This window comes from Burkholderia ambifaria AMMD (genome assembly GCF_000203915.1).
In the GTDB taxonomy this organism is placed as follows: Bacteria; Pseudomonadota; Gammaproteobacteria; order Burkholderiales; family Burkholderiaceae; genus Burkholderia; species Burkholderia ambifaria.
Genome location: NC_008391.1, coordinates 936807 through 951860, shown reverse-complemented (window position 1 = coordinate 951860; position 15054 = coordinate 936807). Strand labels below are relative to the sequence as shown.

Below are 15054 nucleotides of genomic sequence, written 5' to 3'. Positions count from 1 at the left end.
AACGCCTTCCATGCAAATTCATACGCTGACGATCATCGTGCTGGTCTTTCTGCTGGCCGGCGCGGTCAAGGGCATGATCGGCCTCGGGCTGCCGACGATCGCGATGGGGCTGCTGACGCTCGCGATGCCGCCATCGGCCGCCGCGAGCCTGCTGCTCGTGCCGTCGTTCATCACCAATGTGTGGCAGTTGTGGCTCGGTCCGTCGTTCGGGCCGTTGCTGCGACGTCTGTGGCCGCTGCTCGCCGGGCTGACGATCGGCACGCTGACGGGCGGGCTGCCTGCGCTCGCGGCCGGCAGCACGTGGACGCACGCGGCGCTCGGCATCGTACTGGTCGCATACGGCTGCTGGGGGCTTGCCGCCGCGCGGCTGCCCGCGCCCGGGCGTCACGAGAAGTGGTTGTCGGCCGTCATCGGCTATCTCACGGGCGTCGTGACGGCCGCGACCGGCGTGTTCGTCGTGCCGGCCGTGCCGTACCTGCAGGCGCTGCGCCTGTCGAAGGACGACCTGATCCAGGCGCTCGGGCTGTCGTTTACCGCGTCGACGATCGCGCTCGGCCTGCAGTTGCGCGTGACGGGCGGGCTGCAGACCATCGATCTCGGCGTATCGGCGCTGGCGCTCGTGCCGGCGCTCGCGGGGATGGTCGGCGGGCAATACGCACGGCGCGTGATGAGCGAGCAGGCGTTCAAGCGCTGCTTCTTCGTCGGGATGATCGCGCTCGGTGCTTACATGGCCGTGACCGGATTGCGGTGAGCATCGGCCCGCCCGGAGGGGCCGGCCAGGATCGGCCCGGCCCGGATGGGCCCGGCCCGCATCGTCACAGCTGCGCTTCGATCGCGGCCTTGTCGATCACGGACCAGACCTGCCGGATCCTGCCGTCGTGAAATTCGTAGAACACGTTCTCGGCGAACGTGACGCGCGTGCCGTCCACGGCGAGCCCCATGAAGGTCCCTTGCGGCGCACAGGCGAAGCGAAGCCGGCACGCGACGCGCGGCGGTTCGCACACGAGCAGCCGGATTTCGAAATGGAGATCCGGAATGTCGCGGAAATCCTGCTCCAGCATCGCGCGGTAACCGGCCAGGCCGAGCGGCCGGTCGTTGTGGATCACGTTGTCGGCGACGTACTGGCCGAGTGCCGCCCAGTCCTGCCGGTTCAGGCAGTCGATGTATGCGCGGTAGCGCATCGCGAGGTCAGTTGCGGTCATGGCTGCGGTTTCCTCCTCGTGTTTCGCGCGGTGGTTCCGGATGGTGATGGTGCGTGTCGTTCAGCGCGGCGGTGTCTCGCCCGACAGATACGACACGAACGCCTGCGTATATTTCGGCAGCGCATCGAACGATCGCGCGCAGAGCGTCAGCTTGCGGTGGCTCCACGCGTCGGACAGCTCGACGAGCCGCACGTCCATCGTCTGCATCGCGCGCTCGGCCGCATGGCGCGACACGATGCCGATGCCCACGCCGCTTTCGATCACGCGGCAGATCGCATCGAAACTCTTCAACTGGACACGGTAGCGAATCCGCTTGCCGAGCGCACGCGCCTGGTCCGCGAGATGGACCTGCAGCGCGCTGCCGTCGGTCAGTCCGATGAAATCCGCGTCGGCGATCTCGTCGAACGCGACCTTGTCGCGCGCGGCGAGCGGATGCCCGGCCGGCACGACCGCGATCAGCCAGTCCTCGCGGAACGGCTTCTGTTCGAGCCCGCCGAGCCCGACCGAATCGGCGACGATGCCGACCTCGGCCGTCTTGTTGCGGATCGCATGGACGATCTCCTGGCTCGAGCGCTCCTCGACGCTGATCGACAGTTTCGGGTGATGCGGCAGATACGCGGCGAGCGCGTCCGGCAGGTATTCGCTCAGCGACGCCGTGTTGCACAGCAGTCGGATATGCCCGCGCAGCCCCTGGCCGTATTGCTGCAGTTCGCCGCGCATGTGGTCGATCTGCTGCAGCACCGTGCGCGCGTGGTGCTCGAGCGTGCGGCCGGCGTCGGTCACCTGCGTGCCCGACTTGGCCCGATGCAGCAGCGGCACGCCGAGTTCGTCCTCCATCCCGCGGATCCGCTCGCTCGCGGCCTGCAGCGTGATGTGGGTGCGCTCGGCGCCGCCCGTGATCGTGCCGGCCTCGCAGATGTTCAGGAAGAGCCGCAGGTCGGTCAGGTCGAAGCGCATGGCGGGAGCAGGGGGCGCGTAACGATTGGAATGGCCGATACGTTAGCAGGAACCGCCGCGCCGGTCTCAGGCTGGGCTTGAGGCCCCATTCGCCGCTTCCGCATTTTCGGGGCGGGATCGAAGCCGGATGATGGCCGCATATCCCCGGAGGAGACTGTCATGCGGATCGATTCGTCGTGGGGCGTGTCGTTCAAGATCGCGTTGCACGTGCTGTTCCTGTGCATCGGTGTCGCGTGGGCGTGCGCGGAGCTGGTCGACTGGCTGCGCTGAGGGGACGGGCGGCGCGGGCCGGCTCATCTGTCCGCCGGGGCCAGGCGCGCATTGAAAGCCGTTCGAAATAATGGCGTGATGCGAAATTTTTGCCGCATCGTACGCCCAAAGCCGTCAAGTTTTTCCGAATTCGACCGTATTACCGGTAACAAGCGTCTGCCGACGCCCGGCGCGTGATCGTTTGTCATCATTGTTTGCATCCGGTTACACGTGGGCCGTTCCGTTTTTGAGATGCTTGAAAGATTGTCAAACCGGAGTCGATCGTCCATGAAACTGCACGAGATTTGCCGCAAGTCGGCGTGGCTGTCCGGCCTGGCCGCGGTGCTCGTGATGGCCGGTTGTGCCAGCGCGCCGCCCGTCCCGCCGAGCGACACGCTGGCGGGCGCGCCGTCGAGCCAGCCTGCCGCCGCGCGGGCGTCCACGCCCACGACGCCGCCGCCTGCGCCAATTCTCGTCGCACAGAAGTACGTGGTGAAACGCGGCGACTCGCTGTCGAGCATCGCGTCCGCGAACGATTGCAGCGTCGCCGACCTGCGCACCTGGAACAAGCTCGACGGTCGCGGCAAGCTGCGTATGGGGCAGGTGCTGCGCATCGTCCGGCCGCAGCCGTTGCAGGGGCCGGCGGCGAACGTCGGCGCGCAGGTCGCCGCGAACGGTTCGACGGGCGCGGGCCAGGCGAGCGCGTCGACGGCGAGCGACCGGCAGGTCGTGAAGGAAACCAAGCGGCATGCGGGCGCGGTGGCGCTCACGTGGCCCGCGCAGGGCAAGATCGTCGACGCGTTCCGGCCGGGGCAGAACCGCGGCATCCAGATCGCCGGCCGCCCGGGCGACCCGGTGCGCGCGGCGGCCGACGGCCGCGTGATGTATGCGGGCACCGGCCTGAACGATTACGGCAGCCTGATCATCGTCCAGCACAACGCGGATTTCCTGACCGCCTATGCGCACAACCGCAAGCTGCTCGTGAAGACCGGCGACATCGTGCACCAGGGCGACGCGATCGCGGAGATGGGCGACCTCGACAACTCGCGTGTCGCGCTGCTGTTCGAGGTGCGGCGTGACGGCAAGCCCGTCAATCCGATGCCGTACCTGCCTTCTTCGCAAGGCTGAAGCGGGTCGCGCCGCTGGAACGTGGCCGCGCTCGCTGTTACGCTAGGGGCTTATGCGAGTCCCGCGTCCGCGGGGCCGACGGGCGTCTTTGGGGATGCGCGGCACATGCCGTCGCGAGCCGGCCGTCGGCATGAACGCGTGCGTATCGACGATGCGTGCGTTGCTCCGTGCCACCGTTTCCGACAGAACACCACTCATCCATGGAATATTCTCCGACACGCCGCTCGCTGTTGCTCGCCGCCGTCGCCGCGCCTTTCGTCGCCGCGTGCTCGTCGGCGCCCGTCGCCGACCAGGTGCACGCCCATGCCGCCCAGGCCGAACTCGCCGCGCTCGAAAAGGCATCGAACGGCCGGCTCGGTATCGCCGTACTCGATACGTCGAACGGCACGCGCATCGCGCATCACGCGCGCGAGCGCTTCCCGGTGTGCGGCACCTATGCGGTCGTTGCGGCCGCCGCGATCCTCGCGCGCGGTTCGCTCGACGCATCGCTGCTGCCGCGCCGCATCCTGTATCGCCGCTATGAAGTCGTGGCCGGCTCGCCGGTGACGGAAAGTCATGTCGACACGGGGATGACGATCGCGCAGCTGTGCGCGGCGATGCTGCAGTCGGGCGACAAGGGCGCCGGCAACCTGCTGATGCGCGTGCTCGGCGGCCCGCAGGCCGTCACGTCGTTCGCGCATGAGAGCGGCGACACCGTGTTCCGGCTCGACCGCTGGGAACCCGAACTGAATCTGGCCGCGCCCGGCGACGAGCGCGATACGTCGACGCCGGTCGCGATGGTCGACACGGTGCAGCAACTGCTGCTCGGCGATACGCTGCGCGAGCCGCAGCGTGCGCAGCTCACCGAATGGATGACCGGCGGCACGCGCGGCGCGACCGGGATCGCGGCCGGCGTGCCGCCCGGCTGGCGTGTCGCGGACAAGGCCGGCACCGGCGGCTACGGCACGACGACCGACGTCGCGGTGCTATGGCCGCCGTCGCGCGCGCCGATCGTGCTGGCCGTGTCGTTCACGCAGCCGCGTGCCGACGCGGCGGCCCGCGCGGATGTCGTCGCGTCGGCGGTGCGCATCGCGACGGGCGCGCTCACCGCAACGGCCTGAGCGTCCGGCGCACCTCGCGTAAAGCGGGCGTTTGGCTTATCGTGTCGATCAGCGCGCGCCGGTGCCGGCGCGCGGCCTTGCCGCGCCGTGCTTCGGCGCGGATGTTTCGTCTACCTGCCTCGTCATGCGCCGACTCCCACCCCTGCACGCGCTGCAGATCTTCTCGACCGTGGCCCGCCACCGCAGCTTCACGCGCGCGGCCGAGCAGCTGTGTCTCACGCAAGGCGCGGTCAGCCGGCAGATCCAGACGCTCGAGGCGCATTACGGTTTTCCATTGTTCAAGCGGCACGCGAAGGGCCTCACGCTGACGGCGGAGGGCGAGCAATTGCTGCCGGTGGTCGACGAGAGCTTCTCGCGGATCGAGGACATCTCGATGAAGCTCACGCGGCAGCGCACCGATCTCGCGCTGAAGGTGCCGACCTGCGTGATGCGCTGGATGCTGCCGCGGATCATGCGCTTCCAGGGCGAGCATCCCGATCTCCATGTGCAGATCACGACCGCGTGGCAGCACGTCGTCGATTTCTCGACCGAGCCGTTCGATGCGGCGGTCGTCTACGGCACGTCGCCGGGCGCCGGCGTGTGCGCGCTGCCGCTGTTCGACGAGCGGTTGACGCCGGTGTGCGCACCCGAGTTGCGGCAGGCCGCACCGCTCGATGTGGTCGGCGATCTCGCGCGCCATACGCTGCTGCATCCGACGCGCGACCATCGCGACTGGCGCGCGTGGCTCGATTACGCCGGCGAGCGCGCGGTCGATGCGGAGCGCGGGCCGACCTTCGATACGCTCGACCTCGCGACCAACGCGGCGACGCAGGGCTTCGGCGTCGCGATCGGCGACGTGACGCTCGTCGACGACGACGTCAGTGCGCGCCGGCTCGAACGGCCGTTCGACATCGTGCTCGAGACCGGCGCCCGCTACTTTTTCGTCTATCCGGAGAACCTCGCCAGCCAGCAGAAGATCCGCGCGTTCAGCGACTGGATCGCCTGCAATCGCGACTGATACGACGCTCCGGCGGCACGTCTCACTGGTAGGTCACGACCGCGATCATTCGCGCAGGCGCGTTGCGCGGACGGTCAGGTAAAACGATTGCGCGCGAGGCTTGCGTAAAGTTCGTGGTCTTGATCGTGCGCAGGCTGGCCGCGTCGACGAACGCGATTTGGCCCGCGGCCGGGCGCGGACATTCGGGGCGCACGTGCGCATGCACGGCGTCGGCCGTGTCGAGTTCGAACGAGCACGGCGGTTCGATGATCATGCCGGTGAAGTGGATGATGCCGCCCGTGCCGGCGGCAAATGATGAGGACGAGGCCAGAAGCGAGACAGCCAGGGCAACCGAGGCGGCAAACGGGCGATGCTTCATGACGGGCTCCAGAGGGCAAGCGCGTCGCAGCCGGGCCGCTCGAATGGCAGTCCGTCAACGCTGCGATGCTGTATGCGTAAACGGCAAATCCATCGGACCTCTTGAATGAAAAATCGGAAATAACGGACATAGGCAAACGACGCCGTATTCCTCCAATCAATTTATCTCAAATTTGTGGGGGCGCAAGGCAGGGTATTGCCGGGGGACGTAGGCTGGCGGGAAGAGCGTCGATGGAGGGGGAGGCCGCCGCTCGATCGTTGAGGACTCAACGATCCGGTGATTGGCGATGCCAAAAGAAAACGGCCGCTCATGACGAGCGGCCGTATCGCATCGCAGCGAAATGTGGCGATCAGCCGGCGCGCTTGCGCACCGCGCCGACGACCACGAGCAGCACGATCGCGCCGATGATCGACGCGATCCAGCCTGCGCCCTGGCCCGGCGCATACCAGCCGGCGGCGCGGCCGATGTAGCCTGCGGCGAGCGAGCCGACGACGCCGAGCACGACGGTCATCAGGATGCCCATCTTGTCGTCGCCGGGCTTGAGCGCGCGGGCGAGGAGGCCGACGATGAGTCCGACTACCAGGGTTTCGATGAATTGCAGCATGAACGCCTCCCTAATGCTGTTGAGTTGTTGACGAAAGGAGATGGACTCGCCTGGCGCACCGGGGTTCCCCGGGGAGTCGAACCGGTGCGGGCGTGCCGAGTATCGCACGCCGCCCGCGTCGCGCGGATGTCAGGGCCGCGGCGGCGCGTCGTTCATTGGTAGTCGAGCAGAACCTGCGCGGCCGCGTGAACCGAACCACTGCCGACCTTCGCGCCTGTCTGCAGGTAGGACGCACGCAGCCGGATCGTCGGCGATCCGCCGGTGGCCGGGTTGTAGCCCGTCACCGTGTGCGACTTCCTCAGCGTCAGCGGCTGGCCGGTCGTGGCGTCGGCGACCTGGATGCCGATGCCGCTGGCCGTGGCATCCGGGCGCAACTGCATCCCGCCCGGCGTGCCGGCGACCACGTCGTCCAGCGGAGCTATTTGATAGCCGATGCGGTTGTAACCGGCCGGGCAGTTGTTCAACTGCACCTGAAAATCCGTCGCGCCGGCGGTCGAACCGATGCCGTTGAAGACGTTGTGCTGCACGGACGGCAGCGTGACGGTCTGGTCGGGAATCGAGCACGTTCCGTTGATGAAACTGACCTTCGCGGCGAGGAAGACCGGCGACGACGCGCCGAGGATGCCGGACTTGTAATTGATCGTGTAATAGGCGCTGAGCATGCCGGAATTGAGCGACCCGTCCTGCGGCAGCCGGCTGTCGCGAAACAGCATGATTTCGAGCGTGTTGCGCAGCGTCGTCCGCGTCGACGAGACGGCGACGTTACCGTCGACGATCATGCGCGTCGACAGTCCGGACACGTTGGTTTCCAGATCGGGGCCGTCGGACACCCACACGCCGCCTTTGGCGTACATCGTGATGCTCGTGATCTGGCAGGTGCTCGCGCCGCAAACGTCATGCGGCGTGAAGTAATGACGTGCGACGATCGTGCCCGGCGTGGCGTTGCCGGGGCTCGAAACGGTGGCCTGCCCGAACGCATAGAGGGAGGCGGCGCTCGCGTCGGCCGCGAATGCGACGCAGGCGAGCAGAACCGCCGCGGCAACCGCGCTCATGCGGGCGCAGCGTCGGGCCATGCCGCTGCATGCGTCGCGCGTGTGCGCGATGCGTGCCGGGCTCGTCACTCGGATCGATACGAACGATGGACGGAAATTGAACATGGGGATTCCTTATTGAATGCCGGCGGCCGTGGTGTCGGGCTCGCAGATGCTCTTGACGATCCGAATGCCCGACGATGGCCGGCGATGTTCCGCGACAGGCAGCTCGTATGCGATTCGACAGATCGAGCGACGGTCGTCGGCGCCCCATTGGACCGTCAGCGAACCGCTGTCGGTGAGCCCGCGCGCGAAGATCCTGCTCGCCTGGCCGACGACGCCGACTTCCTTGCCGGTCTCGTCGTGCACCGCGGCGCCGAACGGCAACGGCGTGCCGTCGGCCTGGCGCGCCTGAACGAGCGCCGCGCGGCCGGTGTCGGTCGCAAACCGGATGAGCGGCACCGCGCCGGCGCGCGGCGCGATCTGCCGGCTGGTTTCCTTCAGCTCGACATCCATCGGGATGCCCTTCGGATCGAGTGCGACCGTATTGAGGCTGTATGGCGTGAGATACGGCACGACCGCGTAGCCGTTGCCGTCGACCTTGACGCCCGCCGCGTTCGTGACGCGCGCGCCGGCCGCGCCGGGCGCTTCGACGATCGCGAACGTCTCGGATACCGGCTGCGAGAACGTGATGCCGCCGCGGTGTGCGACCAGCGCGCCGCGCACAGCGAGCGAGCCCTGCTGGAAGTCCGTGCTCGCGCCGGCGCTGGCATTGACTTCCGCGACGCGCGTGCGGTACGTGACGTTGGCGCTGCCGTCCGTGCCCGAGTTCGGGCCGGACGCGTGGTTCGCGCTGACGCTGTACGACAGCGCGTGGTCCTCGCCGAGCGATCCGGACAGCGTCGATTGCAACCGGGTGCGGCCGAGCGTGTCGCGCGACACGTTGCCCGACACGGTCATCGGGCGCTCGCGGCCCAACGGGATCGTGACGCTGGCGTAATAGAGCGTGCCCATGTCGCCGCCGGCATTGCGCTGCCGCGTGGCCGTCAGGCTGTAGGAAATATTGCGAAACTGGTTCGTGTAGCCGACCGAGTAATTGACGTCCGAGCCGGGGCGGTTCCAGTAGTTGACGGCCGATGCCGTCGTATTGATGCGGCCGCCGGTCGTGCCCAGCCGCTGGGTGAGCGCCAGCGACGCGCGATTGCGCTGGCGCCAGACCGACTGCGCCGAGCGGCCGTCGCGCGCGGCATCGCGTGCCTGCATCGCGTCGTTGAGGCCGAAATAGCCGTCCGTCGAATAGCGATACGCGGCGAGTGCGATATCGGTGCCGGTCGCATCGACCGACTTCGCATAGCTGACGCGCACGCTCGAACCGCTGTAGCGCTTCGCGCCCGGGATCGAGGTCAGCGCATGCGTGACGTCCGCGCCGAACGCGCCGAACGACGTGTTGAACGCGCCGCCCAGCATCGCCGACGCGTAACCGCCCGCGAGCGTGACGCCGCCGTAGGCCGTCAGCAGGTTGGTCAGGCCGCGCTGGTAGGTCGCCTGCGTGAACAGCGGCTGGCTCGATCCGTGGGGATTGCGCAGCGTGCCCGCGACGAAGCTGTAGCGGCCGATGCCCGGCCGCAGCGACATCGGCACGGCGGCGTAGGGTACCGAGAACGAGTGCACGGAGCCGTCGGCTTCGGCAACCGATACCTGCAGGTCGCCGCCGTACCCGGTCGGATAGAGGTCGTCGATTTCGAAATTGCCGGGTGCGACCGTCGTCTCGTAGATCGTCACGTCGTTCTGGCGGATCGTCACCTTCGCGTTGCTGTTCGCGATGCCGCGCACCACGGGCGCATAGCCGCGCAGCGAGTCGGGCAGCATGCGGTCATCGGTCGACAGGCGCACGCCGCGGAACTGCGTCGAGTCGAACAGTTCGCCCGACGTATAGCTTTCGCCGACGACGAGCTGCGACGACAGCGACGGCAAGTCGCGCTGGAGATAGGTCGCGATGTCCTGATACCGGCTCTCACCGCGCGACGACCATGAATAGGAGCCTTCGTGGCGAAAGCGCCAGTTGCCGAGGTTCACGCCGCCGTTCAGGCCGAGATAGCCTTGCGTCTGCGTGGTGTGGCCGCTGGCCTTCGACGTATAAAGATTGAAGTTGTAGCCGAGCAGGCCGACGGTTTCGCCGGAGGTCCATTGATCGGGGCTCACGTAGCCGCGCGCCTTGCGTACGAGCGACGCCTGCGGGATCGACAGCCGCAGTGTCTGTCGCGCGAAGTCGAATGCCGCGCTGGCGCCCGGCACGACCTGCTCGAGTTGCAGGCAGGCGCCGTCGCTGTCCAGTCGCGCGAGCACCTCCGGAGCGAGCTTGCCGAAATCGACGCCAACGCGCTCGAGCTGCGTGCGGTCGAAGCACGGCCGCGCGTCGCCCGAATCCGGCGCGGCCACGAAGCGCACGTCGTAGCGGCCGATCCAGTCGGGACCGACATGGATGTCGGTGGTGTACACGCCGGGCGCCGTCACGTTGCGCTGCGCGAAGCGCGACACATCGACATGCTTGCCCAGGCGGCTCTGCAGGAACGCGCCGTCGAACTCGACGTGCGCGAGCGTGCTTTCGGCGGCTGCCTGCGTCGTCGCGCGGCCATGGGCGGACCACGCGGCGACGCAGGCCGCCACCAGTAGATGGATCGGCTTGACGTGCGGCATGTCGGCCGCGCCGCGGCGAGGCAGTCGGGTCGGGGTCATGCGCAATACTCCACAAAGGTTCGGGGCGAGCGGGCGCGTTTCGCCGGCGCAGGCGCGACGGTGCCGCACCGCGCGGCGGCGAATGGCGAATCAGGGGTTTTCGTGGCGGTCGGTCGGAACGGCCGAAGCGACGGCGCACGAAACGGGGAGAACGCTCGGCGCGCGCCGTTGCCAGGCGCTGCCGGCCTCGGTCGCGTTACGGTTCGACGCCGACCGGACGTTCGATGTCGGTTGCCCGGCCCCAGTCGTTGATGCTGCCGAACTCGACGGTTGATCCCGCGGCGGGTGCGCCGGCGAGATCCTTGATCGGGAACCGCTGCGTGCTTCGGGGCAGCACGTAGCCCATGCCGGCGTCGTGCTTGCGGCCGCCGGACTTCAGTTGCACGTTGCCGAAATTGACGACGTACGGTGTCGGATTGCGGGCCTCGAGTGCATAGCCGCCGTCGCCGCGAACCACGCGCCAGTCGACTTGCATCGGGGCGTCGTCCGCGTTGCCGGCCAACCCGGCGGGGCGGTACATGAGCTTGATGCGTGAGCGGAACGCCAGCTGGATGCGGTTGCGGTTCTCGGTCGCGGCGGCCTTCGGCGGCACTTCGAGCACGTTCAGCCAGAACAGCGATTCCCGATCGGCAGGCAGCGGTTCGCCGGTATGCACGAGGCGCAGCGTCTGCCCGTTGCCGGCTTCCATCCGGAACATCGACGGCGTGAGCGTGAACGGCACGTCGATGTTCTCCGGCAACGCGCGGCTGTCGCCGTCGTCGAGCCATGCCTGCACCAGTGCCGGACGCTTGCTGTCGTTCGTGAGCTGGATCGTGACTTCGCGCTCCGTGGACGGGAAGATCACGCGTGTGCCGGCGATCACGACGCTCGCGTCGGCCTGCGACGCGAACGCTGTGACCGCGAGGGTCAACGTACGGAAGAGCTTCAACAGTTTCATGGGCGTGAGAATCGGATCGTTTGGGGGCAGGGAGCGGGCGGAAACAGCGGGTTCCGCGTCGCGCGGCGTGACGGGCGGAGATCGCCGGAGCGGCGATCTCCACGCGAGGCCCTTACTGATAGATGAGCGAGTACTCGACACGCGACGTGACGTCGCCGGCCTTCACGGCGCTTGCGGCGTAGTACTCGGCGAAGTAGTTCACCTTCGCCTTGCCGTCGGCATCGATCGCGACCATCTCGGTGTTCGCGCCGGTTTGCGCGCCGACCGGGATGTGGTTCTGCTGCGAATCCAGCACGTTGATCTGGACGCCTTCGGCGGCCTTGGCGCCCGAGTCGATCGTCAGTCGACCGGTCGACTGATCGACGTTCGTGCCGTTCTCGAACATGACGCCGACCTTCACCGGGTTGTCGTCGCCGACCGTGCAGCCGGTCAGCGCCAGCGAGAACGCACTGCGACCGGCGACGGAGCCGACATCGGCGAGCGCGGTGGTGCTGACCGGCGGCAGCGGGACGGTGAGATCGGATCCGCCATCGACGCTGCACGTCGACGCGATGATGTTGCCGCGGAAGGTGACGGTGCCGTCCGCCGCGTGGGCGGCCGACGAAAAGGCCGCGCCGGCGGCGATGAGCAGGAACGGGATGGCGCTGCGCTTGATGAATCGCATATTTAAATCTCCAAATAAACTTCGGTTTTTGAAGGCGTCAATTGAATTTAAAACTCTGATCGACGCGTTTCGGCTCAAATTATGCGATTTATGTAAGGCGTTTGTAATTTGACGGGTACTAATTGATATCTATTTTTTCTAGTACTCGTACTAATTTATTTTGTGCCGGAGTCGGCAGGCGGAGGGGGCGGCAGGAAGGGCTCGCGTGCGCGAGCATGTCGATACCGGAAACCGGTCGAAAGGCCGATTTCTTCCGGGTGCTATCCGAAGCGGATGGGGATTGGAATGACGGGCCGACGGTGCATGACGGCAGCCGGCATGGCGTATCGCGCCTGGGACATGCGATGCGACGCGCGCGGCGACACGCGCCGCGTCGCACTATCGTCGAGCGTTCGAGCGTTCGAGCGATCGACCGCTCGAGCAGCCGCGCGCTGCTCGTCAGCCCGCCGGCGCGTCGATCGCCGGATCCAGCCGGCGATAGCCTTCGGTCGCGCGCAGCAGCGTGCGCGTGTAATCGCGTGCGACCTGGCCGGCGCGCACGTCCTCGATCCGCAGCTGCTCGACGATCTCGCCGTGCTGCATCACCGCGACGCGCTGGCACAGGAAGCCGATCACCGCGAGGTTGTGGCTCACGAGGATCATCGTCAGGTTGCGTTCGCGATGCAGGCGGCGCAGCAGGTTCAGGATTTCGGCCTGCACCGACACGTCGAGTGCGGAGGTCGGCTCGTCGAGCAGCAGCACGCGCGGCTCGACGATCAGTGCGCGCGCGATCGCGATGCGCTGGCGCTGGCCGCCCGACAACTGATGCGGATACCGGAAGCGGAATGCCGGGCCGAGCCCGACCTCCGACAGCGCGCGAGCGATGCGCGCGTCGGCGTCCCCGATTCCGTGGATCGACAGCGGCTCGCGCAGCGTCTGGTCGACCGTGAAGCGCGGATGCAGCGACCCGTACGGATCCTGGAACACCATCTGCACCTGGCGGCGGAATGCGCGCTCGGGCGTGCCGCCCACCGGCCGGCCGTGGATCGACAGGCTGCCGCCCGCGAGCGGCACGAGGCCGGTCAGCGCGCGTAGCAGCGTCGACTTGCCGGAGCCCGATTCACCGACGAGCCCGAACACCTCGCCGTCGCGTACCGCGAAGCTTGCATCGCGCACGGCGTCGACATGACCCGTGCGGGTCGGAAAACGGATCGACGCGTGGTCGACATCGATCATCGTGCGGCCTCCCGGGATTGATTCGAAGATGGCGCGGACGAAGCCGCGTTCAGCCACGCCGGATCGCGACGCAGCACCGGCAGTTCGTCGGGCGGGTTCGCGAGCGGCGGATTCGCCGCCAGCAGCCCGCGCGTGTACGGATGCGTCGCATCGCGCAGGTCGCGCGCGGCGCAGGTTTCGACGACGCGGCCCGCATACATCACCGCGACGCGATCGCAGAACGACATCACGAGCGGCAGGTCGTGGCTGATGAACATCAGGCCCGTGCCGTGCCGCGCGATCATCGCGTCGAGCACCGCGAGCACCTGCATCGACACCGCGACGTCGAGCGCGGAGGTCGGTTCGTCGGCGATCAGCAGGCGCGGGCCGGTCGACACCATCATCGCGATCATCACGCGCTGGCCCATGCCGCCCGACAGCTCGTGCGGATACGCATCGGCCACGCGCGCCGGATCGCGAATCTGCACGGCCGCGAGCGCATCGACGATCCGCTCGCGCAGCGCGCGGCCGCGCAACTTCGGCTCGTGCCGCCGGAACGCCTCGCCCATCTGCTTCGCGACGGTCATCACCGGGTTCAGCGAATACTTCGGATCCTGCAGGATCATCCCCATCTGGCTGCCGCACAGGCGCCGGCGCTCGCCGGCCGACATCGCGAGCAGGTCGTGGCCCGCGAAGCGCATCGTGCGGGCCGACCAGCGTGCGGCGTCGGGCAGCAGGCCGAGCAGCGCGCGGCCCGTCAGCGATTTGCCGGAGCCCGACTCGCCGACGATGCCGAGCCGTTCGCCCGGCGCGAGCGTCAGCGACAGGTCGCGTACCGCGTCGGACACGACGCCGTCGTGCCCGCGAAACCCGATCTTCAGGCCGTCGATCTCGCAGAGCGGCGCGGCGGCGGCGGTGGAATTCAGTGGCATGTCACGCTCCATGACGCGGATCGAAGACGTCGCGCAGCCCGTCGCCGAGCAGGTTGAACGCGAGGCTGACGAGCAGGATTGCCGCGCCGGGCAGCGTCGCGACCCACCATGCGTCGAGCAGCACGTTGCGGCCCGACGCGACCATGAAACCCCATTCGGGGCTCGGCGGCTGCGCGCCGAGGCCGAGGAAGCCCAAGCCCGCGACGGTCAGGATGATGCCGGCCATGTCGAGCGTCGCGCGCACGATCACCGACGACATGCACAGCGGCACGATGTAGCGCAGCAGGATCCGCGGACCCGATGCGCCTTGCAGCCGCGCCGCATGGATGTAGTCGGCCTGCGCGATGCGGATCGTTTCCGCGCGCGCGAGCCGCGCATACGCGGGCCACGCGGTGATCGAGATCGCGACGACCGCGTTGATCACGCCCGGCCCGAGCGCGGCCGCGAACGCGAGCGCGAGCACGATCTTCGGGAACGCGAGCGCGATGTCGGTGATGCGCATCAGCACGCTGTCGGTGAAGCCGCCGCAATAGCCGGCCGTCGTGCCGATCATCAGGCCGATCGGCACGACGATCACGACGACGAGCAGCGCGATGCCGAGCGTGAGGCGCGAGCCGCCGATCAGCCGCGAGAGGATGTCGCGGCCGAGCTGGTCGGTGCCGAGCCAGTGCGATGCCGAGCCGGGCGGCAGCAGGCGGTCGGACAGTACCTGGCGCAGCGGATCGTGCGGCATGATCAGCGGGCCGACGATCGCAACGACGATCAGCACGACCAGGATCGCGAGTCCGAACAGGTTGAGCGGATTGCCCGCGAAGCGGCGCCAGCGGCGGTACGCGAGGCCGAACGCGGCCTGCGAGCGCGACGCGGGCGCATCGGAGAGAAGCCACGCGCGCAGCGTGAGACGCTCGGCATTCATGATCGGACGACCTTCGGCATGGACGGGGAAAGAAGCAGGGGGGAAGCGG

The 15054-nt window shown here is 68.0% G+C and carries 15 protein-coding genes; 4 read left to right on the top strand and 11 right to left on the bottom strand.

The window, feature by feature from the left end; genetic code table 11:
- Positions 1 to 10 precede the first annotated feature (10 nt).
- Complete coding sequence (locus BAMB_RS20230) at positions 11 to 751, top strand: sulfite exporter TauE/SafE family protein (RefSeq protein ID WP_041491487.1); 741 nt, start codon at positions 11 to 13, stop codon at positions 749 to 751.
- 64 nt (positions 752 to 815) lie between these two features.
- Here BAMB_RS20230 and BAMB_RS20225 read toward each other — a convergent pair whose 3' ends face one another.
- Both BAMB_RS20225 and BAMB_RS20220 read right to left on the bottom strand, forming a co-directional pair.
- On the bottom strand, positions 816 to 1202 hold the full coding sequence (locus BAMB_RS20225) for an ester cyclase (protein ID WP_011659031.1): 387 nt from the start codon (positions 1200 to 1202) through the stop codon (positions 816 to 818).
- Between the two features lie 60 nt (positions 1203 to 1262).
- A complete protein-coding gene (locus BAMB_RS20220; protein ID WP_011659030.1) occupies positions 1263 to 2159 on the bottom strand; it encodes a LysR substrate-binding domain-containing protein in 897 nt (298 codons plus the stop codon).
- Positions 2160 to 2696: 537 nt separating this feature from the next.
- Between BAMB_RS20220 and BAMB_RS20215 the strand changes: the two genes are divergently transcribed.
- From BAMB_RS20215 to BAMB_RS20205, 3 genes are all read left to right on the top strand, one after another.
- Positions 2697 to 3536 (top strand): peptidoglycan DD-metalloendopeptidase family protein, encoded by an 840-nt coding sequence (locus BAMB_RS20215; RefSeq protein WP_011659029.1) that lies wholly within the window; start codon positions 2697 to 2699, stop codon positions 3534 to 3536.
- Between the two features lie 200 nt (positions 3537 to 3736).
- Complete coding sequence (bla, locus tag BAMB_RS20210) at positions 3737 to 4636, top strand: class A beta-lactamase (RefSeq protein WP_011659028.1); 900 nt, start codon at positions 3737 to 3739, stop codon at positions 4634 to 4636.
- A 124-nt stretch (positions 4637 to 4760) separates the two neighbouring features.
- Positions 4761 to 5633: a LysR substrate-binding domain-containing protein gene (locus tag BAMB_RS20205; RefSeq protein ID WP_011659027.1), complete on the top strand. Its 873-nt coding sequence runs from the start codon at positions 4761 to 4763 to the stop codon at positions 5631 to 5633.
- A gap of 22 nt (positions 5634 to 5655) precedes the next feature.
- Here the strand turns inward: BAMB_RS20205 and BAMB_RS20200 are convergent, their stop codons facing one another.
- The 9 genes from BAMB_RS20200 to nikC all read right to left on the bottom strand — a co-directional run bounded on the left by BAMB_RS20200 (position 5656) and on the right by nikC (position 15005).
- Positions 5656 to 5991 (bottom strand): hypothetical protein, encoded by a 336-nt coding sequence (locus BAMB_RS20200; RefSeq protein ID WP_011659026.1) that lies wholly within the window; start codon positions 5989 to 5991, stop codon positions 5656 to 5658.
- A gap of 349 nt (positions 5992 to 6340) precedes the next feature.
- Complete coding sequence (locus tag BAMB_RS20195; RefSeq protein ID WP_011659025.1) at positions 6341 to 6595, bottom strand: GlsB/YeaQ/YmgE family stress response membrane protein; 255 nt, start codon at positions 6593 to 6595, stop codon at positions 6341 to 6343.
- Positions 6596 to 6747: 152 nt separating this feature from the next.
- Entirely contained in the window at positions 6748 to 7752 is a 1005-nt protein-coding gene (locus BAMB_RS20190) for a fimbrial protein (protein WP_011659024.1), read from the bottom strand.
- A 9-nt stretch (positions 7753 to 7761) separates the two neighbouring features.
- Positions 7762 to 10362 carry a fimbria/pilus outer membrane usher protein gene (locus tag BAMB_RS20185; RefSeq protein WP_011659023.1) on the bottom strand — a complete coding sequence of 867 codons (2601 nt, stop codon included), beginning with the start codon at positions 10360 to 10362 and terminating at the stop codon, positions 7762 to 7764.
- 196 nt (positions 10363 to 10558) lie between these two features.
- Positions 10559 to 11299 carry a fimbrial biogenesis chaperone gene (locus BAMB_RS20180; RefSeq protein ID WP_011659022.1) on the bottom strand — a complete coding sequence of 247 codons (741 nt, stop codon included), beginning with the start codon at positions 11297 to 11299 and terminating at the stop codon, positions 10559 to 10561.
- Positions 11300 to 11411: 112 nt separating this feature from the next.
- The gene (locus BAMB_RS20175) at positions 11412 to 11963 is read right to left on the bottom strand and encodes a fimbrial protein (protein ID WP_011659021.1); all 552 of its coding nucleotides are present in this window, start codon (positions 11961 to 11963) and stop codon (positions 11412 to 11414) included.
- Positions 11964 to 12401: 438 nt separating this feature from the next.
- Positions 12402 to 13178 carry an ABC transporter ATP-binding protein gene (locus BAMB_RS20170; protein WP_011659020.1) on the bottom strand — a complete coding sequence of 259 codons (777 nt, stop codon included), beginning with the start codon at positions 13176 to 13178 and terminating at the stop codon, positions 12402 to 12404.
- Complete coding sequence (locus tag BAMB_RS20165) at positions 13175 to 14089, bottom strand: ABC transporter ATP-binding protein (RefSeq protein ID WP_011659019.1); 915 nt, start codon at positions 14087 to 14089, stop codon at positions 13175 to 13177. Before BAMB_RS20165 ends, BAMB_RS20170 begins: the two co-directional genes overlap by 4 nt.
- Position 14090: 1 nt before the next feature.
- Positions 14091 to 15005 (bottom strand): nickel transporter permease, encoded by a 915-nt coding sequence (gene nikC / locus BAMB_RS20160; RefSeq protein ID WP_011659018.1) that lies wholly within the window; start codon positions 15003 to 15005, stop codon positions 14091 to 14093.
- Between the last annotated feature and the right edge of the window lie 49 nt (positions 15006 to 15054).

What these genes read in the sequence shown, in the direction of transcription:
- BAMB_RS20230 (WP_041491487.1), top strand. Translation starts at nt 11, where the DNA reads ATGCAAATTCATACGCTGACGATCATCGTGCTGGTCTTTCTGCTGGCC.
- BAMB_RS20225 (WP_011659031.1), bottom strand. Translation starts at nt 1,202, where the DNA reads ATGACCGCAACTGACCTCGCGATGCGCTACCGCGCATACATCGACTGC.
- BAMB_RS20220 (WP_011659030.1), bottom strand. Translation starts at nt 2,159, where the DNA reads ATGCGCTTCGACCTGACCGACCTGCGGCTCTTCCTGAACATCTGCGAG.
- BAMB_RS20215 (WP_011659029.1), top strand. Translation starts at nt 2,697, where the DNA reads ATGAAACTGCACGAGATTTGCCGCAAGTCGGCGTGGCTGTCCGGCCTG.
- bla (WP_011659028.1), top strand. Translation starts at nt 3,737, where the DNA reads ATGGAATATTCTCCGACACGCCGCTCGCTGTTGCTCGCCGCCGTCGCC.
- BAMB_RS20205 (WP_011659027.1), top strand. Translation starts at nt 4,761, where the DNA reads ATGCGCCGACTCCCACCCCTGCACGCGCTGCAGATCTTCTCGACCGTG.
- BAMB_RS20200 (WP_011659026.1), bottom strand. Translation starts at nt 5,991, where the DNA reads ATGAAGCATCGCCCGTTTGCCGCCTCGGTTGCCCTGGCTGTCTCGCTT.
- BAMB_RS20195 (WP_011659025.1), bottom strand. Translation starts at nt 6,595, where the DNA reads ATGCTGCAATTCATCGAAACCCTGGTAGTCGGACTCATCGTCGGCCTC.
- BAMB_RS20190 (WP_011659024.1), bottom strand. Translation starts at nt 7,752, where the DNA reads ATGTTCAATTTCCGTCCATCGTTCGTATCGATCCGAGTGACGAGCCCG.
- BAMB_RS20185 (WP_011659023.1), bottom strand. Translation starts at nt 10,362, where the DNA reads ATGACCCCGACCCGACTGCCTCGCCGCGGCGCGGCCGACATGCCGCAC.
- BAMB_RS20180 (WP_011659022.1), bottom strand. Translation starts at nt 11,299, where the DNA reads ATGAAACTGTTGAAGCTCTTCCGTACGTTGACCCTCGCGGTCACAGCG.
- BAMB_RS20175 (WP_011659021.1), bottom strand. Translation starts at nt 11,963, where the DNA reads ATGCGATTCATCAAGCGCAGCGCCATCCCGTTCCTGCTCATCGCCGCC.
- BAMB_RS20170 (WP_011659020.1), bottom strand. Translation starts at nt 13,178, where the DNA reads ATGATCGATGTCGACCACGCGTCGATCCGTTTTCCGACCCGCACGGGT.
- BAMB_RS20165 (WP_011659019.1), bottom strand. Translation starts at nt 14,089, where the DNA reads ATGCCACTGAATTCCACCGCCGCCGCCGCGCCGCTCTGCGAGATCGAC.
- nikC (WP_011659018.1), bottom strand. Translation starts at nt 15,005, where the DNA reads ATGAATGCCGAGCGTCTCACGCTGCGCGCGTGGCTTCTCTCCGATGCG.